Genomic DNA, 16,053 nt, shown 5'->3' on the forward strand with positions numbered 1-16,053 from the left:
CTGGGACCGGTCCCATCCTGCAAGGCTGTTCGCCCGTCCCTCGCTGGGACCGGTCTCATCGCGGTATCCCCACCGTCGCGCTCCGGGCCATCCGGTGTCAAACGTCGTGACCGAACCGTGACCCGGGCGTGCTCGACGGGGTCCTCGTGTAGCCGCGTCTCGCGGGGTCCGCCTGAGCCTCAAGTCCTACATGGGGAGCGCTCCCATGGCCGGGATCGCCCGCAATCCGTCGGCCGGCCGACCCTCCCGCGCGACAGGCGGCGCGGCTCGCGCGATGCTCGTGCGATGAGCAGCGAGACCCCTGGGCTCCGCGCCGTCGACAAGGTCGATGCGCCCGAGCCCGACGACCCGCGCAAGCCCGACTCGCCGCAGGACCTGACGGCGCCGGCCTGGCGCTACGTGCTCGGCAGGACGCTGCGCGAGTTCCTGCGCGACCAGGGCACGGACCTCGCCGCTGCGCTGACCTACTGGGCGGTGCTCGCCGTCGCCCCGGCGGCCCTCGCTCTGGTCTCGTTGCTGGGTGTGTTCGGCAACGGGCCGGAGATCGTCGACCGTGTGCTGGCGGCGGCCCCGGGCGGAGTGCTCGACGGCGTCGAGCCGCTCGTCAAGGAGCTGGCGGTGAACCGGGGCGCGGGCGTCGGGCTCGTCGTCGGGCTGGTCGTCGCCCTGTGGTCGGCCTCGGGGTACGTCAACGCGTTCGGCCGGGCGATGAACCGGATCTACGAGGTCGACGAGGGCCGGCCGATCTGGAAGCTACGGCCGGTCATGCTCCTGGTCACGCTCGTCGTGCTCGTCCTGGTGGCTGTGACCTGCGTCGCGATGGTGCTCTCCGGCCCGGTCGCCGAGACGATCGGGGCCGCGATCGGCCTGAGCGACGCGACGGTCGCGGTCTGGGACCTCGCCAAGTGGCCGGTGGTCGTCGCGCTCGCCGTCACGATCGTCGCTGTCCTCTTCTACGCGACGCCCAACGTGCGGCAGCCGCGGTTCCGGTGGATCAGTGTCGGCGCGGTGGTCGCCATCCTGGTGTGGGCGGCGGCGACTGTCGGGTTCGGCTTCTATGTCGGCAGCTTCGGCAGGTACGAGACGACGTACGGCGCGCTCGGTGGGGTGATCGTCTTCCTGCTCTGGTTGTGGATCACCAACAACGCCCTGCTCTTCGGTGCCGAGCTCGACGCCGAGCTCGAGCGAGGGCGCCAGCTCCAGGCGGGGATCACGGCGGAGGAGAGCATCCAGCTTCCGCCGAGGGACACCGCTGCGAGCGCCAAGCGCCAGGCCAAGCGGGACTACGACATCGCCCGCGGGCGCGCACTGCGCCGCGGCCGGGGTCGCCGACCCACCTGATCGGCCGACCTGCCTGATCGGAGTCCGCCACGCAGTCGCGAGGCGTTCGTCGTGCGGGGCCCGCGCGCTCGGGGTAAGAAGTGTGGGTCAGGCCAGTCGCCGATCCCGAGGAGCCACGCGTCCATGGACCACTTCACGATTGCCGCCGTCGCCGAGCAGGGTGCCGACTTCCGCCGCGTGCTGTGGACGGGTCACCATGCCCAGCTGGTCATCATGACGATCCCGCCGGGTGGGGAGATCGGCGAGGAGGTCCACGAGGACACCGACCAGATCCTCACCTTCGTCAGCGGCATCGGCGAGGCGGTCGTCTCCGGCCAGACCCGCAAGGTCGTCGCCGGCGACCTTGTGGCTGTCCCGGCCGGGCGGACGCACAACTTCCTCAACACCGGCGAGAACCCGCTGATCCTCTACACCGTGTACGGCCCGCCGCACCACGCGGCCGACGCCGTGCACGCGACCAAGGCGGAGGCGGAGGCCAAGGAGGCGGCAGGGGAGGACGAGCCACCGACGCACTGACGGCTCAGTGACGCACTGACGGCTCAGTGCCGGATCGCTGTCGGGGCCGCCGGCTGGGCAGGCCGAGGAAGCGCGGCGTGCTGCGCCGGTAGTCCTCGTACGAGGGTCCGAAGCGGCCGACGAGGTGGGCCTCCTCGCGCCGGACCTTCACGCTGAGCACGACCGCCAGGGCCGCCCAGGCCACGAGCGGCTCCGGGCGCCGGCGCAGCAGCGCCCACCCCGCGCCGGCCAGCAGCAGCCCGGCGTAGATCGGGTTGCGGCTCAGCGCGTAGGGCCCGGAGCGCAGCAGCGGCAGGTCCGTCGGGGTCGCGACCCGTGGGGTCAGCCGCCGGCCGTGCGGGCGAGCACCCCAGACGGCGAGCGCCGCCCCCGAGGCCGTCGCGAGCGTTGCCGCCGCTGTGACCGGCGTGGGCAGCGGCCACCGGGCCCGGCCGGGGAACGCCAGTGCAGCCAGTGCGAAGGCCTGCGCTGCGACGATCCGGTCGGCTGGGTCGATGCGGTTCAGGACGGCCATCGGCCCAGCCTGCCACCGGGTGCGGCCCGGCCGATGCCGAAGCGCAGCGGGACGGCACCCAGCGGGACGGCACGCCGACGCGCGACGAGGCCGAGCGGACCGGTCACCTACGGACGCACGGCGGCGGACGACAGCACCCGGGCCACGTCGTCGAGGGCGCCGGGCACCAGGGAGTAGTACGCCCACACCCCGCGCTTCTCGCGCGTCAGGAGCCCCGCCTCGACGAGCGTCTTGAGGTGGTGCGACACGGTCGGCTGGGCGAGTCCGAGCGGTTCGGTCAGGTCGCAGACGCAGGCCGTCCCGCCGTCGCGTGCGGCCACGAGCGACAGGACACGCAGCCGCGCCGGGTCGGCGATCGCCTTGAGCACCCCGGCAAGGCCGACGGCGTCCGCTGCGGAGATCGGCTCGCGCACCAGGGGAGCGCAGCACGCGACGGCGGGGATCGGTGCCGGCGGCAGGACGGCGTCCGGACCATCGGGTCGGCAGGTGATCGCGACCGGTGCGGTGCTCGTCGGACGTGCTGTGCTCGTGGGACGTGCTGTGCTCGTCGGACGTGCTGTGCTCATGGGAACCAGTATGCCCAAGACATTGACAACTGTCGATGGCTAGTGCCAGAGTTCCACCTATCGACAGTCATCGATGTCTGGGAGGGCACCATGGAAGACACCCGGGTCGAGCAGGTCAGGGAGCGCTACGCGGCTGCGGCGCTGACCGTGCTGAACCGGTCGGAGCAGGCGTCGTGCTGCGGCGACGGCTGCTGTGACACGACGGCCGAGACGCTCGACGAGTCAGGCGCCGGGCTGTACGGGCCCGGGTACACCGACGAGCTGCCGGAGGCCGCGGTCCTGGCGAGCCTCGGCTGCGGCAACCCGCTCGTCGTCGCCGACCTGAACGTCGGCGAACGCGTCCTGGACCTGGGCTCGGGCGGTGGCATCGACGTGCTGCTCTCCGCGCGCCGCGTGGGGCCGACCGGCTTCGCGTACGGGGTCGACATGACCGCCGAGATGCTCGAGCTCGCGCGGGCGAACGCGGTCGAGGCGGGTGCCACCAACGTCGAGTTCCTCGAGGGGCGCATCGAGGCCGTCCCGCTGCCGGACGCGTCGGTCGACGTCGTCATCTCGAACTGCGTCATCAACCTCTCGGTGGACAAGCCGGCCGTGCTCGCCGAGATGTTCCGCGTCCTGGTCCCGGGCGGACGGGTCGGTGTCTCCGACGTCGTCGCCGAGGACCACATGACAACGGCCGACCGGGCCGCGCTGGGTGACTTCGCCGGCTGCGTCTCCGGGGCGCTGACCCGCAGCGAGTACCTCGAAGGCCTCGCTGCCGCGGGCTTCGTCGATGCCGAGGTGCAGTTCACGCACGAGGCCGCGACGGGCCTGCACGGCGCCGTCGTCCGGGCCGTCAAGCCCGCCTGACGCCGGCGGCGATCAGGCCCTGGCCGACGACGTAGGTCGCCATGACCCAGAAGCCGTGCCCGGTCAGGTCGTAGCCCAGGGCGAAGGCGTCGAGGGCGATCAGGCCGTCGGAGACGAGGAAGACCGCGCCTCCGACGGCCGCCAGGCGGTTCACCCCGGTCGACAGCGCCGCCATCGTCGTCAGGCACAGCCCGTAGACCACGGCGGGCACCAGCAGGTCGCCGGTGCCGGGAAGGCAGGCGACGAGCAGCAGGCCGAGCACCCCCGCGTAGGGCGCGGCGCGCACCGGGTGCCGCAGGACGCTGCGCCGGCGGTACGGCCAGAAGGCCGCGATGTACGCCACCTGCGCGAGCAGGAAGCAGCCGATCATCACCACGAAGCGGGAGTCCTGCGGCGCGAGGTCGGGCAGGGTGTCGCCGAGCCAGGACAGACCCAGCGCCAGCATGCTCAACCGCACCGGACGGGAGCGCGACCGGCCGCGGGTGGCCGACCAGAGGGTCAGGGCCAGCAGCGGCATCAGGGCCCACTGGGTCGGGTTCGTCACGGCGTCGAGTCCCGCGAGCTGGCCGAGCAGGTGGACGACGACCACGAGCGCGAAGCAGGCGAACGCTGCGACGGTGGCGGCGCCGGTCGGCTCGGTGCTCGCGGGGCTGGTGCGGGTCGGCCACCTGCGACCGGTCGAGGTCACGTCGTCTCCTGTCCCGTCCGGACGTCGTCGTCCGAGGTCGGGAGCGTACCGCCGATCACGCCGCAACATCTCTTGCGCAATAGCCCTTGCGCAAGAGATGTTGCGGAACTACTGTCGTCCGCATGAGCACCGAGAACCACCACCCCGGGGACGTCGCAGCCGCGCAGGAGCAGACCTTCCGCACGGGCGACCCGGCCCGGATCCGCGCCCTGGCGCACCCGGTCCGGCTGGACCTGATCACGTTCCTCGAGGAGGTCGGCGAGGCGACGGCGACGCAGTGCGCCGATCGGCTCGGCGAGACCGTGGCGAACTGCTCCTTCCACCTGCGCACCCTCGCCAAGGCCGGCTTCATCGAGGCGGCCCCGGCCCGCGGGCGGGAGAAGCCGTGGCGGCCCACGCCCCGGGGGCGGCGGATCGAGGTCGACCCCGACGAACCCGGTTCGCAGATCGCGATCGCCGAGCTCGTGAGCCTCGCGATGCTGCGCGAGGCCGAGCGGGTACGTGGCTTCCTGCCGCGCCTGGGGCGCCGGCCCGAGGCGTGGAAGGACACCGTCACGGTGACCATGTCGATGTTCTGGGCGACCGCGGACGAGATGCGTGAGCTCGTGACGGCCGTGAACGACTTGGCCGATCGCTTCGAGGGCCGTGACGACGACCCGTCACTGCGGCCGGAGGGTGCTCGCATCGGGCGGCTCTTCGCGACCGTCAACCCCGACGACTTCCCGACCTCCGACGAGGTGAGCTGACATGACCGCACTGGGCTACCAGACCCGTACGACGTCCGTCCGACTGCCGCTGCTGCGCCTGGGCCGTTACCGCGGCTCCGTCGTGCTCGAGCTGACCGAGCTGACCGGGCGGCTCGAGCAGGGGATCGAGCGCCACCGTCGGTGGCGCGCGGCCGATCGGTTCGCCGCGGCCCGATCCGTCGAGCGCGCCGAGCAGCACCGGGCCGCGGCCATCGCGCAGCGGATGAGCGTCGGCCTCTGAGCACGCTCGGCCTCCGACGCCCCCGGCCCCTCGTGCACTAAGGACTTAGGTCCTAGGTGCGGGAGAGACGCCTTTTCTACGGTTACAGGTGTGAAAATGCCCGCCCGGCTGGCACTGCTCGCGCCGGGCGGCCTCGCCCTCGTCGCCGGGCTCGACGCCGCCCTGCTGCTGCTCGGTCTGCCGGCGCCGGTGACGACCGACCGCCTGCCGCAGGTGCACGGCGGACTGCTCGTCCTCGGCTTCGTCGGCACGGTCATCGCCCTCGAACGGTCCGTGGCGCTGCGGCGCCGGTGGGGCCACGCGGCCCCGGGCGCGCTGGGACTCGGCGCGATCGTCCTGCTGACCGCAGCCCCGCTCGCCGTCGGGCAAGGGCTGCTCGTCCTCGGGACCGTCATCCAGCTGGCCGTCTACGCGGCGCTGTGGCAGCGCCAGGCGTCCGAGGCGCTCGCGCTGCAGGTGCTCGGCGCGGTCCTCGTCGCCGGGTCGGCACTGCTGTGGTGGGGTGGCGCGCCCGTGGCCACCGTGCTGCCGTGGTTCGCCGGCTACCTCGTCCTGACGATCGCGGGTGAGCGACTCGAGCTCGCCAGGGTCGGCGCGCTGCAGCCAGGCGCCGAGCGGACCGTGCTGGGCCTCGGTCTGGTGCTGTTCACCGCCGTCGTGGCGACGACCCTGTGGCCCCAGGTCGGGCACCCGCTGCTCGGCGGGGCCCTGCTCGCGCTGGTGGGCTGGCTCGTCGTGCACGACGTCGCACGCCGCACGGTGCGGTCGACGGGTCTGCCGCGCTACATGGCGTGGTGCCTTCTCGCCGGCTACGGCTGGCTCGTCGTCGCAGGTGGCACCTGGCTGCTGCTCGGACCGGTGCCGGAGGGCCCGGGGTACGACGCGGTGGTCCACGCGGTGTTCCTCGGCTTCACGATGTCCATGATCATGGCGCATGCGCCGGTGATCCTGCCGGCTGTGCTGACCCGCCCGCTGCCCTACCGACCGGCCTTCTACGGGCCGGCCGCGTTGCTGCACGTGTCGTTGCTGCTGAGAGTGGCCGGCGGTGACCTGTACGGGCAGGGCTGGGCGCTGCAGACCGGAGGCGCGCTGAACGTCGTCGCCCTCCTGCTGTTCGTCGCGCTCGCTGCCTGGTCGACGGTCCGGGGGGCGAGGACCGCACCGCAGGCGGGCCGCACGGTCGGTCCGGTGCCCGAGCAGCGGGTCGAGGTGGTCCGGTGAGGACCCGCTGGCACGTCCGCGTCAACGCCCTGGTGCTGGGCTGGCTGGTCGCTGCCGCCGTGGTCGCGACGGCGCACCGCAGCATCCCGCAGGCGCCGTGGCTGATGGTCCACCTGCTGCTGCTCGGCGCGGTGAGCACCGCGATCCTGATCTGGAGCGCGCACTTCGCCGAGGCCGTACGGCGCAGGCCGTTGCGTGGGGCGTACCTCGGTCAGGGCCGGCGTCTGGCTCTGCACACGGCCGGGGCGCTCGCCGTCGTGGGCGGCCTGCTCACCGGCACCTGGTCCGTGGTCGTCGGTGGTTCGGTGCTCGTCGGGGTCGCCGGCCTGTGGCATGCGGCGGTGCTCGTCGACCAAGGGCGGGGTGCGCTCGGTGTCCGGCTCGGCTGGACGGCCTGGTACTTCGTCGTCGCGTCACTCGCCCTGCCGGTCGGCGCCGGGCTCGGGATCGTGCTCGCACGCTCGGACCTGGCCGGCGACGTTGCGGCGCGCACCTACGTCGCGCACGTGGTGGTGATGCTTCTCGGCTGGGTCGGTCTGACGGTGGTCGGAACCATGGTCACCCTGTGGCCGACGATGCTGCGCGTCCAGCTCGCCGGCGACGCCCTGACCGGCGCTCGGCACGGGCTCGCGGTGCTCGGCGCGGGGTTGCTCGTCGTCCTCGGCGGTACCGCCACCGGACTTCTCGCCGTGGCGGCCGGCGGCCTGGTCCTCTACCTGCTCGGGCTCCTGCGCACGTCCTGGCCGCTCCTGGTCGAGACCAGGCGCCGTCTGCCGGACTCCTTCGCGTCCCGGTCGGTCGGCCTCGCCTGGGCATGGCTCGCGCTGTCGGTCGCACTGTGGGCCGTGCTGATCGGCAGCGCGTCCGGCTGGGCGGTCGCGCAGGTGCGCATCGGTGGGCTGCTCGGCCCGCTCGCCGTCGGCTTCGCCGCACAGGTGCTGCTCGGCTCGCTGAGCCACCTCGGCCCGATGGTGCTCGGTGGCGGGCCGTCCGCGGTCCGCGCGACGCGGGCCGTCGTCGAGCGGGGCGGCACAGCGCGTCTCGTCCTGGTCAACGTCGGCCTGGCGCTCTACCTCCTGCCGACACCGAGCCTCGTCCGGATCGGCACGTCGATGCTCGTGCTCGGTGCGCTCGCCGCGACGCCCGTCCTCCTGGTCCGTGCGGCCGTCGTCGCGCGGCGGCTGCGCGGGACGCCACAGACCGGCGCCGCTGCTGCGCCCCACGAGGGCCGGCCACCGGTCGAGCTGCTCACTGCCCGCCGCCGTCCGACCGGCCCGGCGCTCGCCGCCGTCGGTGCCCTGGCCCTCGTCGTCGCCGGTGGGGTGGCGGCCGACCCGGCAGCGGTCGGGCTCGGGACCGCGCCCGATGCGGGCGTCGAGGCCAGCGGACGCGTGGTCGAGGTCGAGGTCGAGGCGCGCGACCTGCGCTTCTCGCCGTCCTCGATCGAGGTGGCCGCCGGGGACGGGCTCGTCCTGGTCGTGACGAACGTCGACGACACGGTGCACGACCTGGTCCTCGACACGGGTGCCGGCTCGGGGCGGCTGGCCGCCGGTGCCACGGCCCGGGTCGACGTCGGCGTCGTCGGTCGCGGGATCGACGGCTGGTGCTCCGTGGCCGGTCACCGGCAGATGGGGATGGTGCTCGAGGTCGTCGTCACCGGGGCGGCCGGGCACCCGGCCGACGCCGGCGCCGTCGACGCGGCCGACGGCGCCATGGACCACGACGCGACCGGCACCGGCTCCTCGGCCGCCGACGACCTCGACCTCATGGCAGCGCCGGCTGAGGGCTTCACGGCCTACGACCCGGTCCTGGCGCCGGCGTCCGACCAGACCGTGCACCGGGTGACCCTCGAGGTCACGGAGGTGGAGCAGGAGGTCGCGCCCGGCGTGACGCAGACCCGGTGGACGTTCGGCGGCACGGCACCAGGACCGACGCTGCACGGCCGGGTCGGCGACACGTTCGAGATAACCCTGGTCAACGACGGCTCGCTCGGCCACTCGATCGACTTCCACGCCGGTTCGCTCGCCCCGGACGAGCCGATGCGCACGATCGAGCCGGGCGACGAGCTGACCTACACCTTCACGGCCACGCGGTCGGGCATCTGGATGTACCACTGCTCGACGATGCCGATGTCCCTGCACATCGCGAACGGCATGTTCGGTGCGGTCGTCATCGACCCGCCCGGTCTGCCCGAGGTGGATCGCGAGTACCTGCTCGTCCAGTCCGAGCTGTACCTCGGTGAGCAGGGCGGGATCGCCGACGCCGCCAAGATCATGGCCGAGGCGCCGGACGCCGTCGCGTTCAACGGCTACGCCGCCCAGTACGACCACGACCGTCTGCCGGCCAGGGTGGGGGAGCGGGTCCGGATCTGGGTGCTCGATGCCGGGCCCAACCGGCCCAGTGCCTTCCACGTGATCGGCGGCCAGTTCGACACGGTGTACCTCGAGGGCGCCTACCTGCTGGGCGGGCCGGAGGCCGGTGCGTCGACCGGCGGGTCGCAGGTCCTGGGTCTGAGCCCGGCGCAGGGCGGGTTCGTCGAGCTGAGCCTGCCGCAGGCGGGCAGCTACCCGTTCGTCTCGCACCTGATGGTCGACGCCGAGCGCGGTGCGCACGGCTTCCTGGCGGTCACCGACTGATCGTCGGCAGCCCGGCCACCACCGTCACCGGGGATAGGTCTCGAGGCCCGCCACGTCGACAGTCAGGCGGACCGCGGCACCGGGTCGCAGGGCCCCGGCCCGGTCGGGCCCGACGTCGGTCGCACGGACCTCGGCGACCGCCGGTGGCGTCCCTGCGACCTCGACCCGCAGGTGCTCGCCCCAGGGCGTGATCGTCGCCACGGTGCCCGCCCAGCCGGGCAGGTCGATGTCCGACGGCGGCGCGACCGTCAGGTGGATCGCCGAGGGCCGGACGGCGACGTGCACCGCCCCGGGCGGGCTCCCGCTCCGTGGCACCCGCAGGACGACACCACCGGCGAGGGTCAGGCGGTCGACGTCGCCCTCGCGGTCCAGGCGACCCGCCATGAGGTTGACGCCGAGCAGCCGGGCGACGTACTGCGTCGCCGGCTGCCGGACCACGTCGGCCGGCGGTCCTTGCTGGACGATGCGGCCGTCCTCGAGCACGGCGAGACGGTCGGCGAGCACCAGGGCGTCGACGAGGTCGTGCGTGACCAGCAGGCACGGCCCGGCGAAGGCGCCGAGATGGTCGGCCAGCGCGCGCTGCACCTCGCCCCGCGCCTGGGCGTCGAGCGCCGCGAGCGGCTCGTCGAGGAGCAGGGCGCGCGGATCGGTCGCCAGCGCACGTGCGATCGCCACCCGTTGCGCCTGACCGCCCGACAGGTGCGCGGGGCGCCGGTGGCCGAGGTCGCCGACACCCAGGCGGTCCAGCCACTGCCGGGCCAGCCGGTCGGCCTGACCGCGCCGCGCACCTGCCGCGCGCGGTCCGAACGCCACGTTCTCGACGACGGACAGGTGCGGGAACAGCCGGTGGTCCTGGAAGACGGTGCCGATGCGGCGTTCCGCCGCCGGCCGGACGTACCGCGCCGCGACGTCGTCGAGCACCGTCCCGCCGAGTGTCAGCCGCCCGCCGGCCAGTGGCTCGAGCCCGCCGATCGTGCGCAGCACCGTCGACTTGCCGGCACCGTTCGGTCCGAGCAGGGCGACGACCTCCCCGGGGGCGACGGACAGGTCGAGGTCGGCGGTGAAGGGCCCTCGGCGGACGGTCCCGGCCAGGTGCAGCGTGCTGGTCATCGGACCGGTCCCGTGGCCGGGACCGCACCCGCGCCGGCACCGACCCAGCGCTCCCGCAGGCCGACGAGCACCGCGATGCAGACCAGCAGGAGCACGAGGCTCAGCGCGATCGCTGCATCCGGGTCCTGGTCCAGGGCGTGGTAGACGCTCAGCGGCAGGGTCTGCGTGCGGCCGGGGAAGCTGCCCGCGAACGTGACAGTCGCACCGAACTCACCCAGGGCGCGGGCCCAGGCGAGCACCGCACCGGCGGCGACCGACGGTGCGATCAGTGGCAGGGTCACCCGGCGCAGCACCGTGAGCCGCGAGGCGCCGAGACACGCCGCCGCCTCCTCGAAGCGCTGGTCGGCCCCCGCAGGGCACCCTCGACGGTCACGACGAGGAACGGCATCGCGACGAAGGTCTGGGCCAGCACGACGGCGGCCGGTGTGAACGGCAGCGAGACGCCGAACCACCCGTCCAGCCAGGTGCCGACGATGCCGGCGCGTCCGAAGACGACGAGCAGGGCGACGCCGCCGACGACGGGCGGCAGGACGAGCGGCACGGTGACCACGGCGCGCAGCAGCGTGCGTCCCGGGAGCCGGCCGCGCGCGAGCACCCACGCGAGCGGGACGCCGAACGCCACGGCGCCGACAGTCGCCAGTGCCGAGGTCCACAGCGACAGGACCAGCGACTGACGCACGGCCGGCTCGCCGAGGATCGCGCCGAGCTCGGACCACGGCGCGCGCACCACGAGGCCGACCAGCGGCAGGGCGAGGAACGCCAGGCCGACGGCGGCCGGTGCCACCGCCAGGGCTGGGGCGTGACTGGTCAGGACCCGGGCCCCGCCCGCCCGGTGCTGGGTCGTCACGGGATGACGAATCCGGCGTCGCGCAGGGCCCGGGTACCGCGTGGCGAGAGCACGTGGTCGACGAACGCGCGGGCCACCGGGTCCTGGGCGGCGGCAGGCAGCACCACGATCGGGTAGTCCGTCGTGGTGTTGAGGCGCGCCGGGATCTCGATCCCGTGGATCTCGCCGTCGAGCACGGCCAGCGAGGTCGGGCGGACGTCGGAGGCGTACACGAGCCCCGCATCGACCTCACTGAGGATGACCTTCGTCAGCACCCCGCCGACGTCCTGCTCGAGGGTCACCGGGTCGCGGTCGATCCCGGCAGCCGCGAGCACGTCGCGCGCGACGGATCCGCAGGGCACCTGCACCTGGCACATCGCGAACGTGACGTCGCGACGGGCCAGGTCCTCGATCGACGTGACCTCGCCGGGGTTGGTGGTCGGCACGGCGATCGCGAGGGTGTTCTGGGCGAACACGACCGGCTCCGCGTCATCGATGCCGGGCGTCCCCACCGCACGTAGCCCGCCGAGTGCGATCGCCATCGTGGACTCGCTCGCGGTGGCGAGGACGTCGGCGGGTGCGCCGGCGGCGACCTGGGCGGCCAGGCCCGAGCTCGGCCCGAGGCCGATCGTGACGGTGACGCCGGGGTTGGCGGCCTCGAAGCTGTCCGCGAGCACCGCGAACACGTCGGCGAGCGAGCTCGCGGCGAGCACCGTGATCTCGCCGCCGAGCGGCGTCGGTCTCGGCGCAGGGGTCGGTCGGGTCTCGGGAGAGGGTGTCGGCACCGCAGTGGGGGAGTCGGCGGCCGGGGCGGCTGCGGTCGAGGTGCCGCCGACCGTCGTCCCGGGCGCCTGCCGGTCGCCGACGACGCCGGACCAGAGCACGGCGCCCGCGACCCCCAGCGCGACGACGGCGAGCGTCGCGAGCGCAGCGGTCCGGCGTCGCCGGGTCATCGCAGCCGCTCGACGGCGACGCTGGTGGACTTGACCGCCGCGACGGCGAGCACGCCCGGTTCGAGCCCGAGCTCGTCGGCGGCCTCACGGCTGATCAGCGAGACGATCCGGTGCGGACCCGCCTGGATCTCCACCTGGGCCATCACGGTGTCCCGCACGACGCGCGTGACGAGACCCGTGAACCGGTTGCGCACCGAGTGGTCCCCGCTGCCGCGGTCCGCCTGCTCGTGCCGCGCCAGGCCCTGGGCGAACGCGGCGAGCTCCTGACCGTCGACGACCTGGCGACCCGACTCGTCGTGCGTCGTGCTCAGACGGCCTGCCTCGGACCAGCGTCGCACCGTGTCGGTGCTCACACCGAGCAGGTCCGCGGCCTCGCGGATGCGGTAGTCGACCATGCTCGGAGTCTACGCATCTGCGGCTCCGGACGACCTCGCCGGCCGCGTCTGCGGGTCGAGTCCTGCCCTGTGCGACTCGGGCGTCGTCGTCGTGCGGCTTATCGTGACCCCATGCCAGGGCCTGTCCCGTCCGTGCCGCCGCTCGTCGACCCAGGACCTCCGCTCACCTCGGAGCAGATGCGTCGGTGGTCGCGTCACGTGCTGCTGCCGCAGATCGGTGACATCGGGCAACGGCGGCTGCGCAACGCGCGGGTCTGCGTCGTGGGTGCCGGCGGGCTGGGATCACCGGTGCTGCTGTACCTGGCCGCGGCGGGCGTGGGGCGGTTGGGGATCGTCGACGAGGACGACGTCGAGCTCAGCAACCTGCAACGACAGGTGATCCATGGCACCGCCGACGTCGGCCGCCCGAAGGTCGACAGTGCGCGCGACGCCGTGCACGCCGTCGACGACACGGTCGAGGTGGTCACGCACCACCTGCGGCTCGACCCGACCAACGTCGACGAGGTACTCGGCGGCTACGACCTGGTCGTCGACGGCACCGACAACTTCCCCACCCGGTACCTGGTCAACGATGCGTGCGTCCGGCTCGGGCTGCCCGAGGTGTGGGGGTCGGTCTTCCGGTTCGACGCGCAGGTCGCGGTGTTCTGGGGCCGTCCACCGGCCGGCAGCGGCGTCGCTCCGGTCGAGCTGCGCGACCTGTTCCCGGCGCCGCCGCCGGCCGGGAGCGTGCCGTCGTGCGCGGAGGGCGGTGTTCTCGGGGCCCTGTGCGGGCAGGTCGGCTCGGTCATGGCCACCGAGGCCGTCAAGCTCGTGGCGGGCGTCGGCCGGCCCCTGCTGGGTCGCGTCCTGGTCCTCGATGCGCTGGCTGCCCGGTGGACCGAGGTCCCACTGGTCGGGCACGAGCGCGCTCGCGGGCGCCCGGAGGTTCAGCCCGAGCGGCCGTCCGCCGTCGCCGCCGCACCCGCCGCACCCGCGGCACCCGTCGCAACCCTCACCGCCCGCGCGCTGGCGGACCGCCTGCTGGCGCGGGATGCCGGCCTGGACGCGTTCGAGCTGATCGACGTCCGGGAGCCGGCCGAGCACGCGATCGTGGCGATCCCGGGTGCCCGGCTCGTCCCGCTCGGCGAGCTCCTGCACGGCTCCGGCTCGGCCGATCTGCCTCGGGACCGTCCGCTCGTGCTGCACTGTCACAGCGGCATCCGCTCCGAACGCGCCGCGCGGGCCCTGCAGGCTGCCGGGTTCGACGTCTCGCACCTGGCCGGCGGGATCCTCGCGTGGGTCACGGACGTCGACCCGACGCTGCCCACCTACTGACCGGTACCCTGACCCTGCCCGGGGGCACGGCGTCTCGCCGTGGGTTCGTCGGACCCCTGGCAGGCACGGCCTGGACGGCTCTGGAACGGTGATAGCGGGCGCGTTATCATGCGTGGCATGGACGACGACTTCGGAGCTCGGCTGCGTGCGGCCCGCCACCGCCGTGGCTTGACGCAGCGCGACCTCGCGCGGGCCTCCGGAGTGCATCAGCCGACCATCGCCGCGATCGAGACGGGCCGGAGGCAGCCCACCCCACACGTGCGAGCCGCTCTGGACTCTGCCGTCCGTGTCCGGCCTTCGGAGGCGTTGGCCGCTCACCGCGAGGAGCTGCGTTCGGCGATCGCTCGCCACCACGGCAGCGACCCGAGGGTCTTCGGCTCCGCCGCACGTGGCGACGACAGCCCGGACTCGGACCTGGACCTGATGGTGACCTTCGGGCCGGGGACAACTGACCTGGTCGACCTCCTGGACCTCGTGGACGAGCTGGAGCAGATCACCGGGGTCAAGGTCGACGTCATCTCCGGACGAGCCACCGGCCCGGTCGTCGACCATGCCCTGCGCGAGGCTGTACCGCTGTGAGCGACGAGTGCTTCGGGGCCCGGCGGGCCCGGCCGGCCCTGACGGTTCACCGGCGTACCAGGTGAACGCCGACGGTGGGCACGACGGGCGGGTGGAGCGTCGCCTGTCCGACCTGGTCCAGATGGCCCACGTCGCCCAGGGGATCGTGGCCAAGGGTCTGGGTGCATACCTCGCCGACGGGATCGACGGGCAGACCCTCCGGCTGGCCGGACGCCAGCTCGTCGTCCAGGTCGCCACCGTGGTGGAGAAGCTCCCCGACTCGTTCAAGGACCAGCACCCCGACGTCGAGTGGGTCAAGATCCAACGGATGCGGAACCTCGTCGCGCATCACTACGACAAGGTGCTTGACGAGTTCGTCTGGGAGTCACTCCGCACACGCATCCCGGACCTGGTCGACCAGCTCGGCGCCGGTGAGGCGCAGTAGCGGCGACCTCCCTACCGGCCCGCCTCTGCGCGGTGGAGCTCGGCGACGCACAGGTCGGGCAGGACGAACGGAAGGATCCTGGTCGCCGTGACCTCGGTCCCGACGCGTTCGAGTGCGCCCTGGATCAGGCCGAGGTGCGCGCCGCAGACGATGTCGGGCTGCACCTCGGCGAGCTCACGGAACGGGCAGTGGTGCAGTCGGATGCTGGCGGCGTCGGGCGACAGCTCGGGGGCGAACCCGTTGGCCCGCAGCATCGCCAGGACGGGTGCCAGCAGCTCGATGCGGGGGCGCGGTGTCGACGGGCTCTGCGGTGTCGACGCCTCGCTCCGCGCCCACTGTCGGCCTGCTTCGGCGGCCTGACCGGCCGGGTCCGGGGCGACGGCGGCCAGGCGTGCGGCCAGCACCTGGGCGAGGAGCTGGTACCGGCGATCGCCCTCGGGGGCGCCGGTGGGCTCGTACAGCTCGCGCGGCCGTCCCGGCGAGCTCCGGGTGTCGGTGCGACGGGTCACGTGCCCGGTGCGGACGAGCGCGTCGAGATGCGCGCGGACGGTGTTGGGGTGCAGGCCCGTCAGCGGAGCCAGGTCGCTGATCGCAAGACCGCCGTCGTGGGCGCGCAGGATCTCCAGGAGTGCGGCCCGCCGGGCGCCGGGCGGACGACGCAGGGTGGGTTCGGAGCGCGGTACGGGCACGTTTGCATTTTCCACGGTTGAGGGGGTAAAAACAACACCGGCGCACCGGCGCCGACTGCGACAGTTCAGGAGCCACCATGACAACGCTGCCGATCGTCAGTGCCGAGAGCCCGACGACCGCCGAGAAGGACGCCGGGGGCTGCGGCTGCGGTGGCTGCGGCTGTGGCGGCGGGCAGGCGCCGGAGACCCAGGCCCAGCAGGTCCAGCCGGGCGACCTGGACGTCCGGTCGCTCGCCCCGGCGCAGCGCCACGAGCGGATCTTCGCCGCGGTCGCCGCGCTCGAGCCGGGCGAGGCCTTCGTCCTGACCAACGACCACGACCCCAAGCCGCTGCGCTACCAGCTCGACGCCGAGCAGCCGGGACAGATCGGCTGGGAGTACCTTGCGGAGGGCCCCGAGGTGTGGCGCGTGCAGATCAGCCGCGTCGCGGGGCACTGCTGCTGACC

The 16,053-nt window shown here is 73.6% G+C and carries 20 protein-coding genes; 11 read left to right on the forward strand and 9 right to left on the reverse strand.

All coding sequences use genetic code 11. The features are described 5' to 3' along the window. The first annotated feature begins 285 nt into the window (after positions 1-285). A complete protein-coding gene (locus tag K415_RS0113255) occupies positions 286-1,341 on the forward strand; it encodes a YihY/virulence factor BrkB family protein (RefSeq protein ID WP_024287528.1) in 1,056 nt (351 codons plus the stop codon). A 123-nt stretch (positions 1,342-1,464) separates the two neighbouring features. After that, entirely contained in the window at positions 1,465-1,857 is a 393-nt protein-coding gene (locus K415_RS0113260; protein ID WP_024287529.1) for a cupin domain-containing protein, read from the forward strand. A gap of 4 nt (positions 1,858-1,861) precedes the next feature. On the opposite strand, the gene K415_RS22855 is transcribed toward K415_RS0113260, so the two are convergent. Together K415_RS22855 and K415_RS0113275 are read right to left on the reverse strand one after the other, a co-directional pair. Continuing rightward, positions 1,862-2,371, reverse strand: a complete 510-nt coding sequence (locus K415_RS22855) for an isoprenylcysteine carboxylmethyltransferase family protein (RefSeq protein ID WP_024287530.1) — start codon at positions 2,369-2,371, stop codon at positions 1,862-1,864. A gap of 107 nt (positions 2,372-2,478) precedes the next feature. Further along, complete coding sequence (locus K415_RS0113275) at positions 2,479-2,937, reverse strand: metalloregulator ArsR/SmtB family transcription factor (protein WP_024287531.1); 459 nt, start codon at positions 2,935-2,937, stop codon at positions 2,479-2,481. A 90-nt stretch (positions 2,938-3,027) separates the two neighbouring features. Here K415_RS0113275 and arsM point away from each other — a divergent pair, with 90 nt between their 5' ends. Then, positions 3,028-3,786: an arsenite methyltransferase gene (gene arsM / locus K415_RS0113280; protein WP_024287532.1), complete on the forward strand. Its 759-nt coding sequence runs from the start codon at positions 3,028-3,030 to the stop codon at positions 3,784-3,786. Here arsM and K415_RS0113285 read toward each other — a convergent pair. Then, entirely contained in the window at positions 3,773-4,474 is a 702-nt protein-coding gene (locus tag K415_RS0113285) for a lysoplasmalogenase (RefSeq protein WP_024287533.1), read from the reverse strand. The genes arsM and K415_RS0113285 overlap by 14 nt on opposite strands. A 122-nt stretch (positions 4,475-4,596) precedes the next feature. On the opposite strand from K415_RS0113285, the gene K415_RS0113290 reads away from it, so the two are divergent. The 4 genes from K415_RS0113290 to K415_RS0113305 all read left to right on the forward strand — a co-directional run bounded on the left by K415_RS0113290 (position 4,597) and on the right by K415_RS0113305 (position 9,318). Further along, positions 4,597-5,220 carry a helix-turn-helix transcriptional regulator gene (locus K415_RS0113290; protein ID WP_024287534.1) on the forward strand — a complete coding sequence of 208 codons (624 nt, stop codon included), beginning with the start codon at positions 4,597-4,599 and terminating at the stop codon, positions 5,218-5,220. Position 5,221: 1 nt separating this feature from the next. Continuing rightward, positions 5,222-5,461 carry a hypothetical protein gene (locus tag K415_RS0113295; RefSeq protein ID WP_024287535.1) on the forward strand — a complete coding sequence of 80 codons (240 nt, stop codon included), beginning with the start codon at positions 5,222-5,224 and terminating at the stop codon, positions 5,459-5,461. A 96-nt stretch (positions 5,462-5,557) separates the two neighbouring features. Then, positions 5,558-6,682: a hypothetical protein gene (locus K415_RS0113300; protein WP_024287536.1), complete on the forward strand. Its 1,125-nt coding sequence runs from the start codon at positions 5,558-5,560 to the stop codon at positions 6,680-6,682. Then, positions 6,679-9,318, forward strand: a complete 2,640-nt coding sequence (locus tag K415_RS0113305) for a multicopper oxidase domain-containing protein (RefSeq protein ID WP_024287537.1) — start codon at positions 6,679-6,681, stop codon at positions 9,316-9,318. The genes K415_RS0113300 and K415_RS0113305 overlap by 4 nt, the downstream gene beginning before the upstream one ends. Before the next feature lie 24 nt (positions 9,319-9,342). Here the strand turns inward: K415_RS0113305 and K415_RS0113310 are convergent, their stop codons facing one another. Genes K415_RS0113310 through K415_RS0113325 form a run of 5 tightly spaced genes read right to left on the reverse strand, consistent with a single transcriptional unit; the run spans position 9,343 to position 12,602 of the window. Beyond that, complete coding sequence (locus tag K415_RS0113310; RefSeq protein ID WP_024287538.1) at positions 9,343-10,428, reverse strand: ABC transporter ATP-binding protein; 1,086 nt, start codon at positions 10,426-10,428, stop codon at positions 9,343-9,345. Next, entirely contained in the window at positions 10,425-10,721 is a 297-nt protein-coding gene (locus K415_RS25155) for an ABC transporter permease subunit (protein ID WP_369795226.1), read from the reverse strand. Before K415_RS25155 ends, K415_RS0113310 begins: the two co-directional genes overlap by 4 nt. Further along, entirely contained in the window at positions 10,706-11,275 is a 570-nt protein-coding gene (locus tag K415_RS25160; RefSeq protein ID WP_369795228.1) for a hypothetical protein, read from the reverse strand. Before K415_RS25160 ends, K415_RS25155 begins: the two co-directional genes overlap by 16 nt. Continuing rightward, the gene (modA, locus tag K415_RS0113320; RefSeq protein ID WP_024287539.1) at positions 11,272-12,207 is read right to left on the reverse strand and encodes a molybdate ABC transporter substrate-binding protein; all 936 of its coding nucleotides are present in this window, start codon (positions 12,205-12,207) and stop codon (positions 11,272-11,274) included. The genes K415_RS25160 and modA overlap by 4 nt, the downstream gene beginning before the upstream one ends. After that, positions 12,204-12,602: a molybdopterin-binding protein gene (locus K415_RS0113325; protein WP_024287540.1), complete on the reverse strand. Its 399-nt coding sequence runs from the start codon at positions 12,600-12,602 to the stop codon at positions 12,204-12,206. Before K415_RS0113325 ends, modA begins: the two co-directional genes overlap by 4 nt. Before the next feature lie 111 nt (positions 12,603-12,713). Here K415_RS0113325 and K415_RS0113330 point away from each other — a divergent pair, with 111 nt between their 5' ends. The 3 genes from K415_RS0113330 (at position 12,714) to K415_RS0113340 (ending at position 14,919) form a co-directional block, all read left to right on the forward strand. Beyond that, a complete protein-coding gene (locus tag K415_RS0113330; protein ID WP_029663763.1) occupies positions 12,714-13,916 on the forward strand; it encodes a ThiF family adenylyltransferase in 1,203 nt (400 codons plus the stop codon). A gap of 117 nt (positions 13,917-14,033) precedes the next feature. Beyond that, positions 14,034-14,495, forward strand: a complete 462-nt coding sequence (locus K415_RS0113335; RefSeq protein WP_024287542.1) for an XRE family transcriptional regulator — start codon at positions 14,034-14,036, stop codon at positions 14,493-14,495. Positions 14,496-14,556: 61 nt separating this feature from the next. Beyond that, entirely contained in the window at positions 14,557-14,919 is a 363-nt protein-coding gene (locus tag K415_RS0113340) for a DUF86 domain-containing protein (protein ID WP_024287543.1), read from the forward strand. Between the two features lie 11 nt (positions 14,920-14,930). Here the strand turns inward: K415_RS0113340 and K415_RS0113345 are convergent, their stop codons facing one another. Continuing rightward, positions 14,931-15,608, reverse strand: a complete 678-nt coding sequence (locus tag K415_RS0113345; protein WP_024287544.1) for a metalloregulator ArsR/SmtB family transcription factor — start codon at positions 15,606-15,608, stop codon at positions 14,931-14,933. 77 nt (positions 15,609-15,685) lie between these two features. Between K415_RS0113345 and K415_RS23595 the strand changes: the two genes are divergently transcribed. Further along, positions 15,686-16,051, forward strand: coding sequence for a DUF2249 domain-containing protein (locus tag K415_RS23595; RefSeq protein ID WP_024287545.1), 366 nt, complete (start codon positions 15,686-15,688; stop codon positions 16,049-16,051). The last annotated feature ends 2 nt before the right edge of the window (positions 16,052-16,053 follow it).

Origin of the sequence: Cellulomonas sp. KRMCY2 (assembly GCF_000526515.1) — a bacterium.
Classification (GTDB): domain Bacteria; phylum Actinomycetota; class Actinomycetes; order Actinomycetales; family Cellulomonadaceae; genus Actinotalea.

Excerpts from the sequence above, each read along its gene's own strand:
- K415_RS0113335 (WP_024287542.1), top strand. The coding sequence starts at position 14,034 with ATGGACGACGACTTCGGAGCTCGGCTGCGTGCGGCCCGCCACCGCCGT.
- K415_RS0113275 (WP_024287531.1), bottom strand. The coding sequence starts at position 2,937 with ATGAGCACAGCACGTCCGACGAGCACAGCACGTCCCACGAGCACAGCA.
- K415_RS0113255 (WP_024287528.1), top strand. The coding sequence starts at position 286 with ATGAGCAGCGAGACCCCTGGGCTCCGCGCCGTCGACAAGGTCGATGCG.
- K415_RS0113290 (WP_024287534.1), top strand. The coding sequence starts at position 4,597 with ATGAGCACCGAGAACCACCACCCCGGGGACGTCGCAGCCGCGCAGGAG.
- K415_RS22855 (WP_024287530.1), bottom strand. The coding sequence starts at position 2,371 with ATGGCCGTCCTGAACCGCATCGACCCAGCCGACCGGATCGTCGCAGCG.
- K415_RS0113325 (WP_024287540.1), bottom strand. The coding sequence starts at position 12,602 with ATGGTCGACTACCGCATCCGCGAGGCCGCGGACCTGCTCGGTGTGAGC.
- K415_RS0113260 (WP_024287529.1), top strand. The coding sequence starts at position 1,465 with ATGGACCACTTCACGATTGCCGCCGTCGCCGAGCAGGGTGCCGACTTC.
- modA (WP_024287539.1), bottom strand. The coding sequence starts at position 12,207 with ATGACCCGGCGACGCCGGACCGCTGCGCTCGCGACGCTCGCCGTCGTC.
- K415_RS0113295 (WP_024287535.1), top strand. The coding sequence starts at position 5,222 with ATGACCGCACTGGGCTACCAGACCCGTACGACGTCCGTCCGACTGCCG.
- K415_RS0113300 (WP_024287536.1), top strand. The coding sequence starts at position 5,558 with ATGCCCGCCCGGCTGGCACTGCTCGCGCCGGGCGGCCTCGCCCTCGTC.
- K415_RS0113310 (WP_024287538.1), bottom strand. The coding sequence starts at position 10,428 with ATGACCAGCACGCTGCACCTGGCCGGGACCGTCCGCCGAGGGCCCTTC.
- K415_RS0113330 (WP_029663763.1), top strand. The coding sequence starts at position 12,714 with ATGCCAGGGCCTGTCCCGTCCGTGCCGCCGCTCGTCGACCCAGGACCT.
- arsM (WP_024287532.1), top strand. The coding sequence starts at position 3,028 with ATGGAAGACACCCGGGTCGAGCAGGTCAGGGAGCGCTACGCGGCTGCG.
- K415_RS23595 (WP_024287545.1), top strand. The coding sequence starts at position 15,686 with ATGACAACGCTGCCGATCGTCAGTGCCGAGAGCCCGACGACCGCCGAG.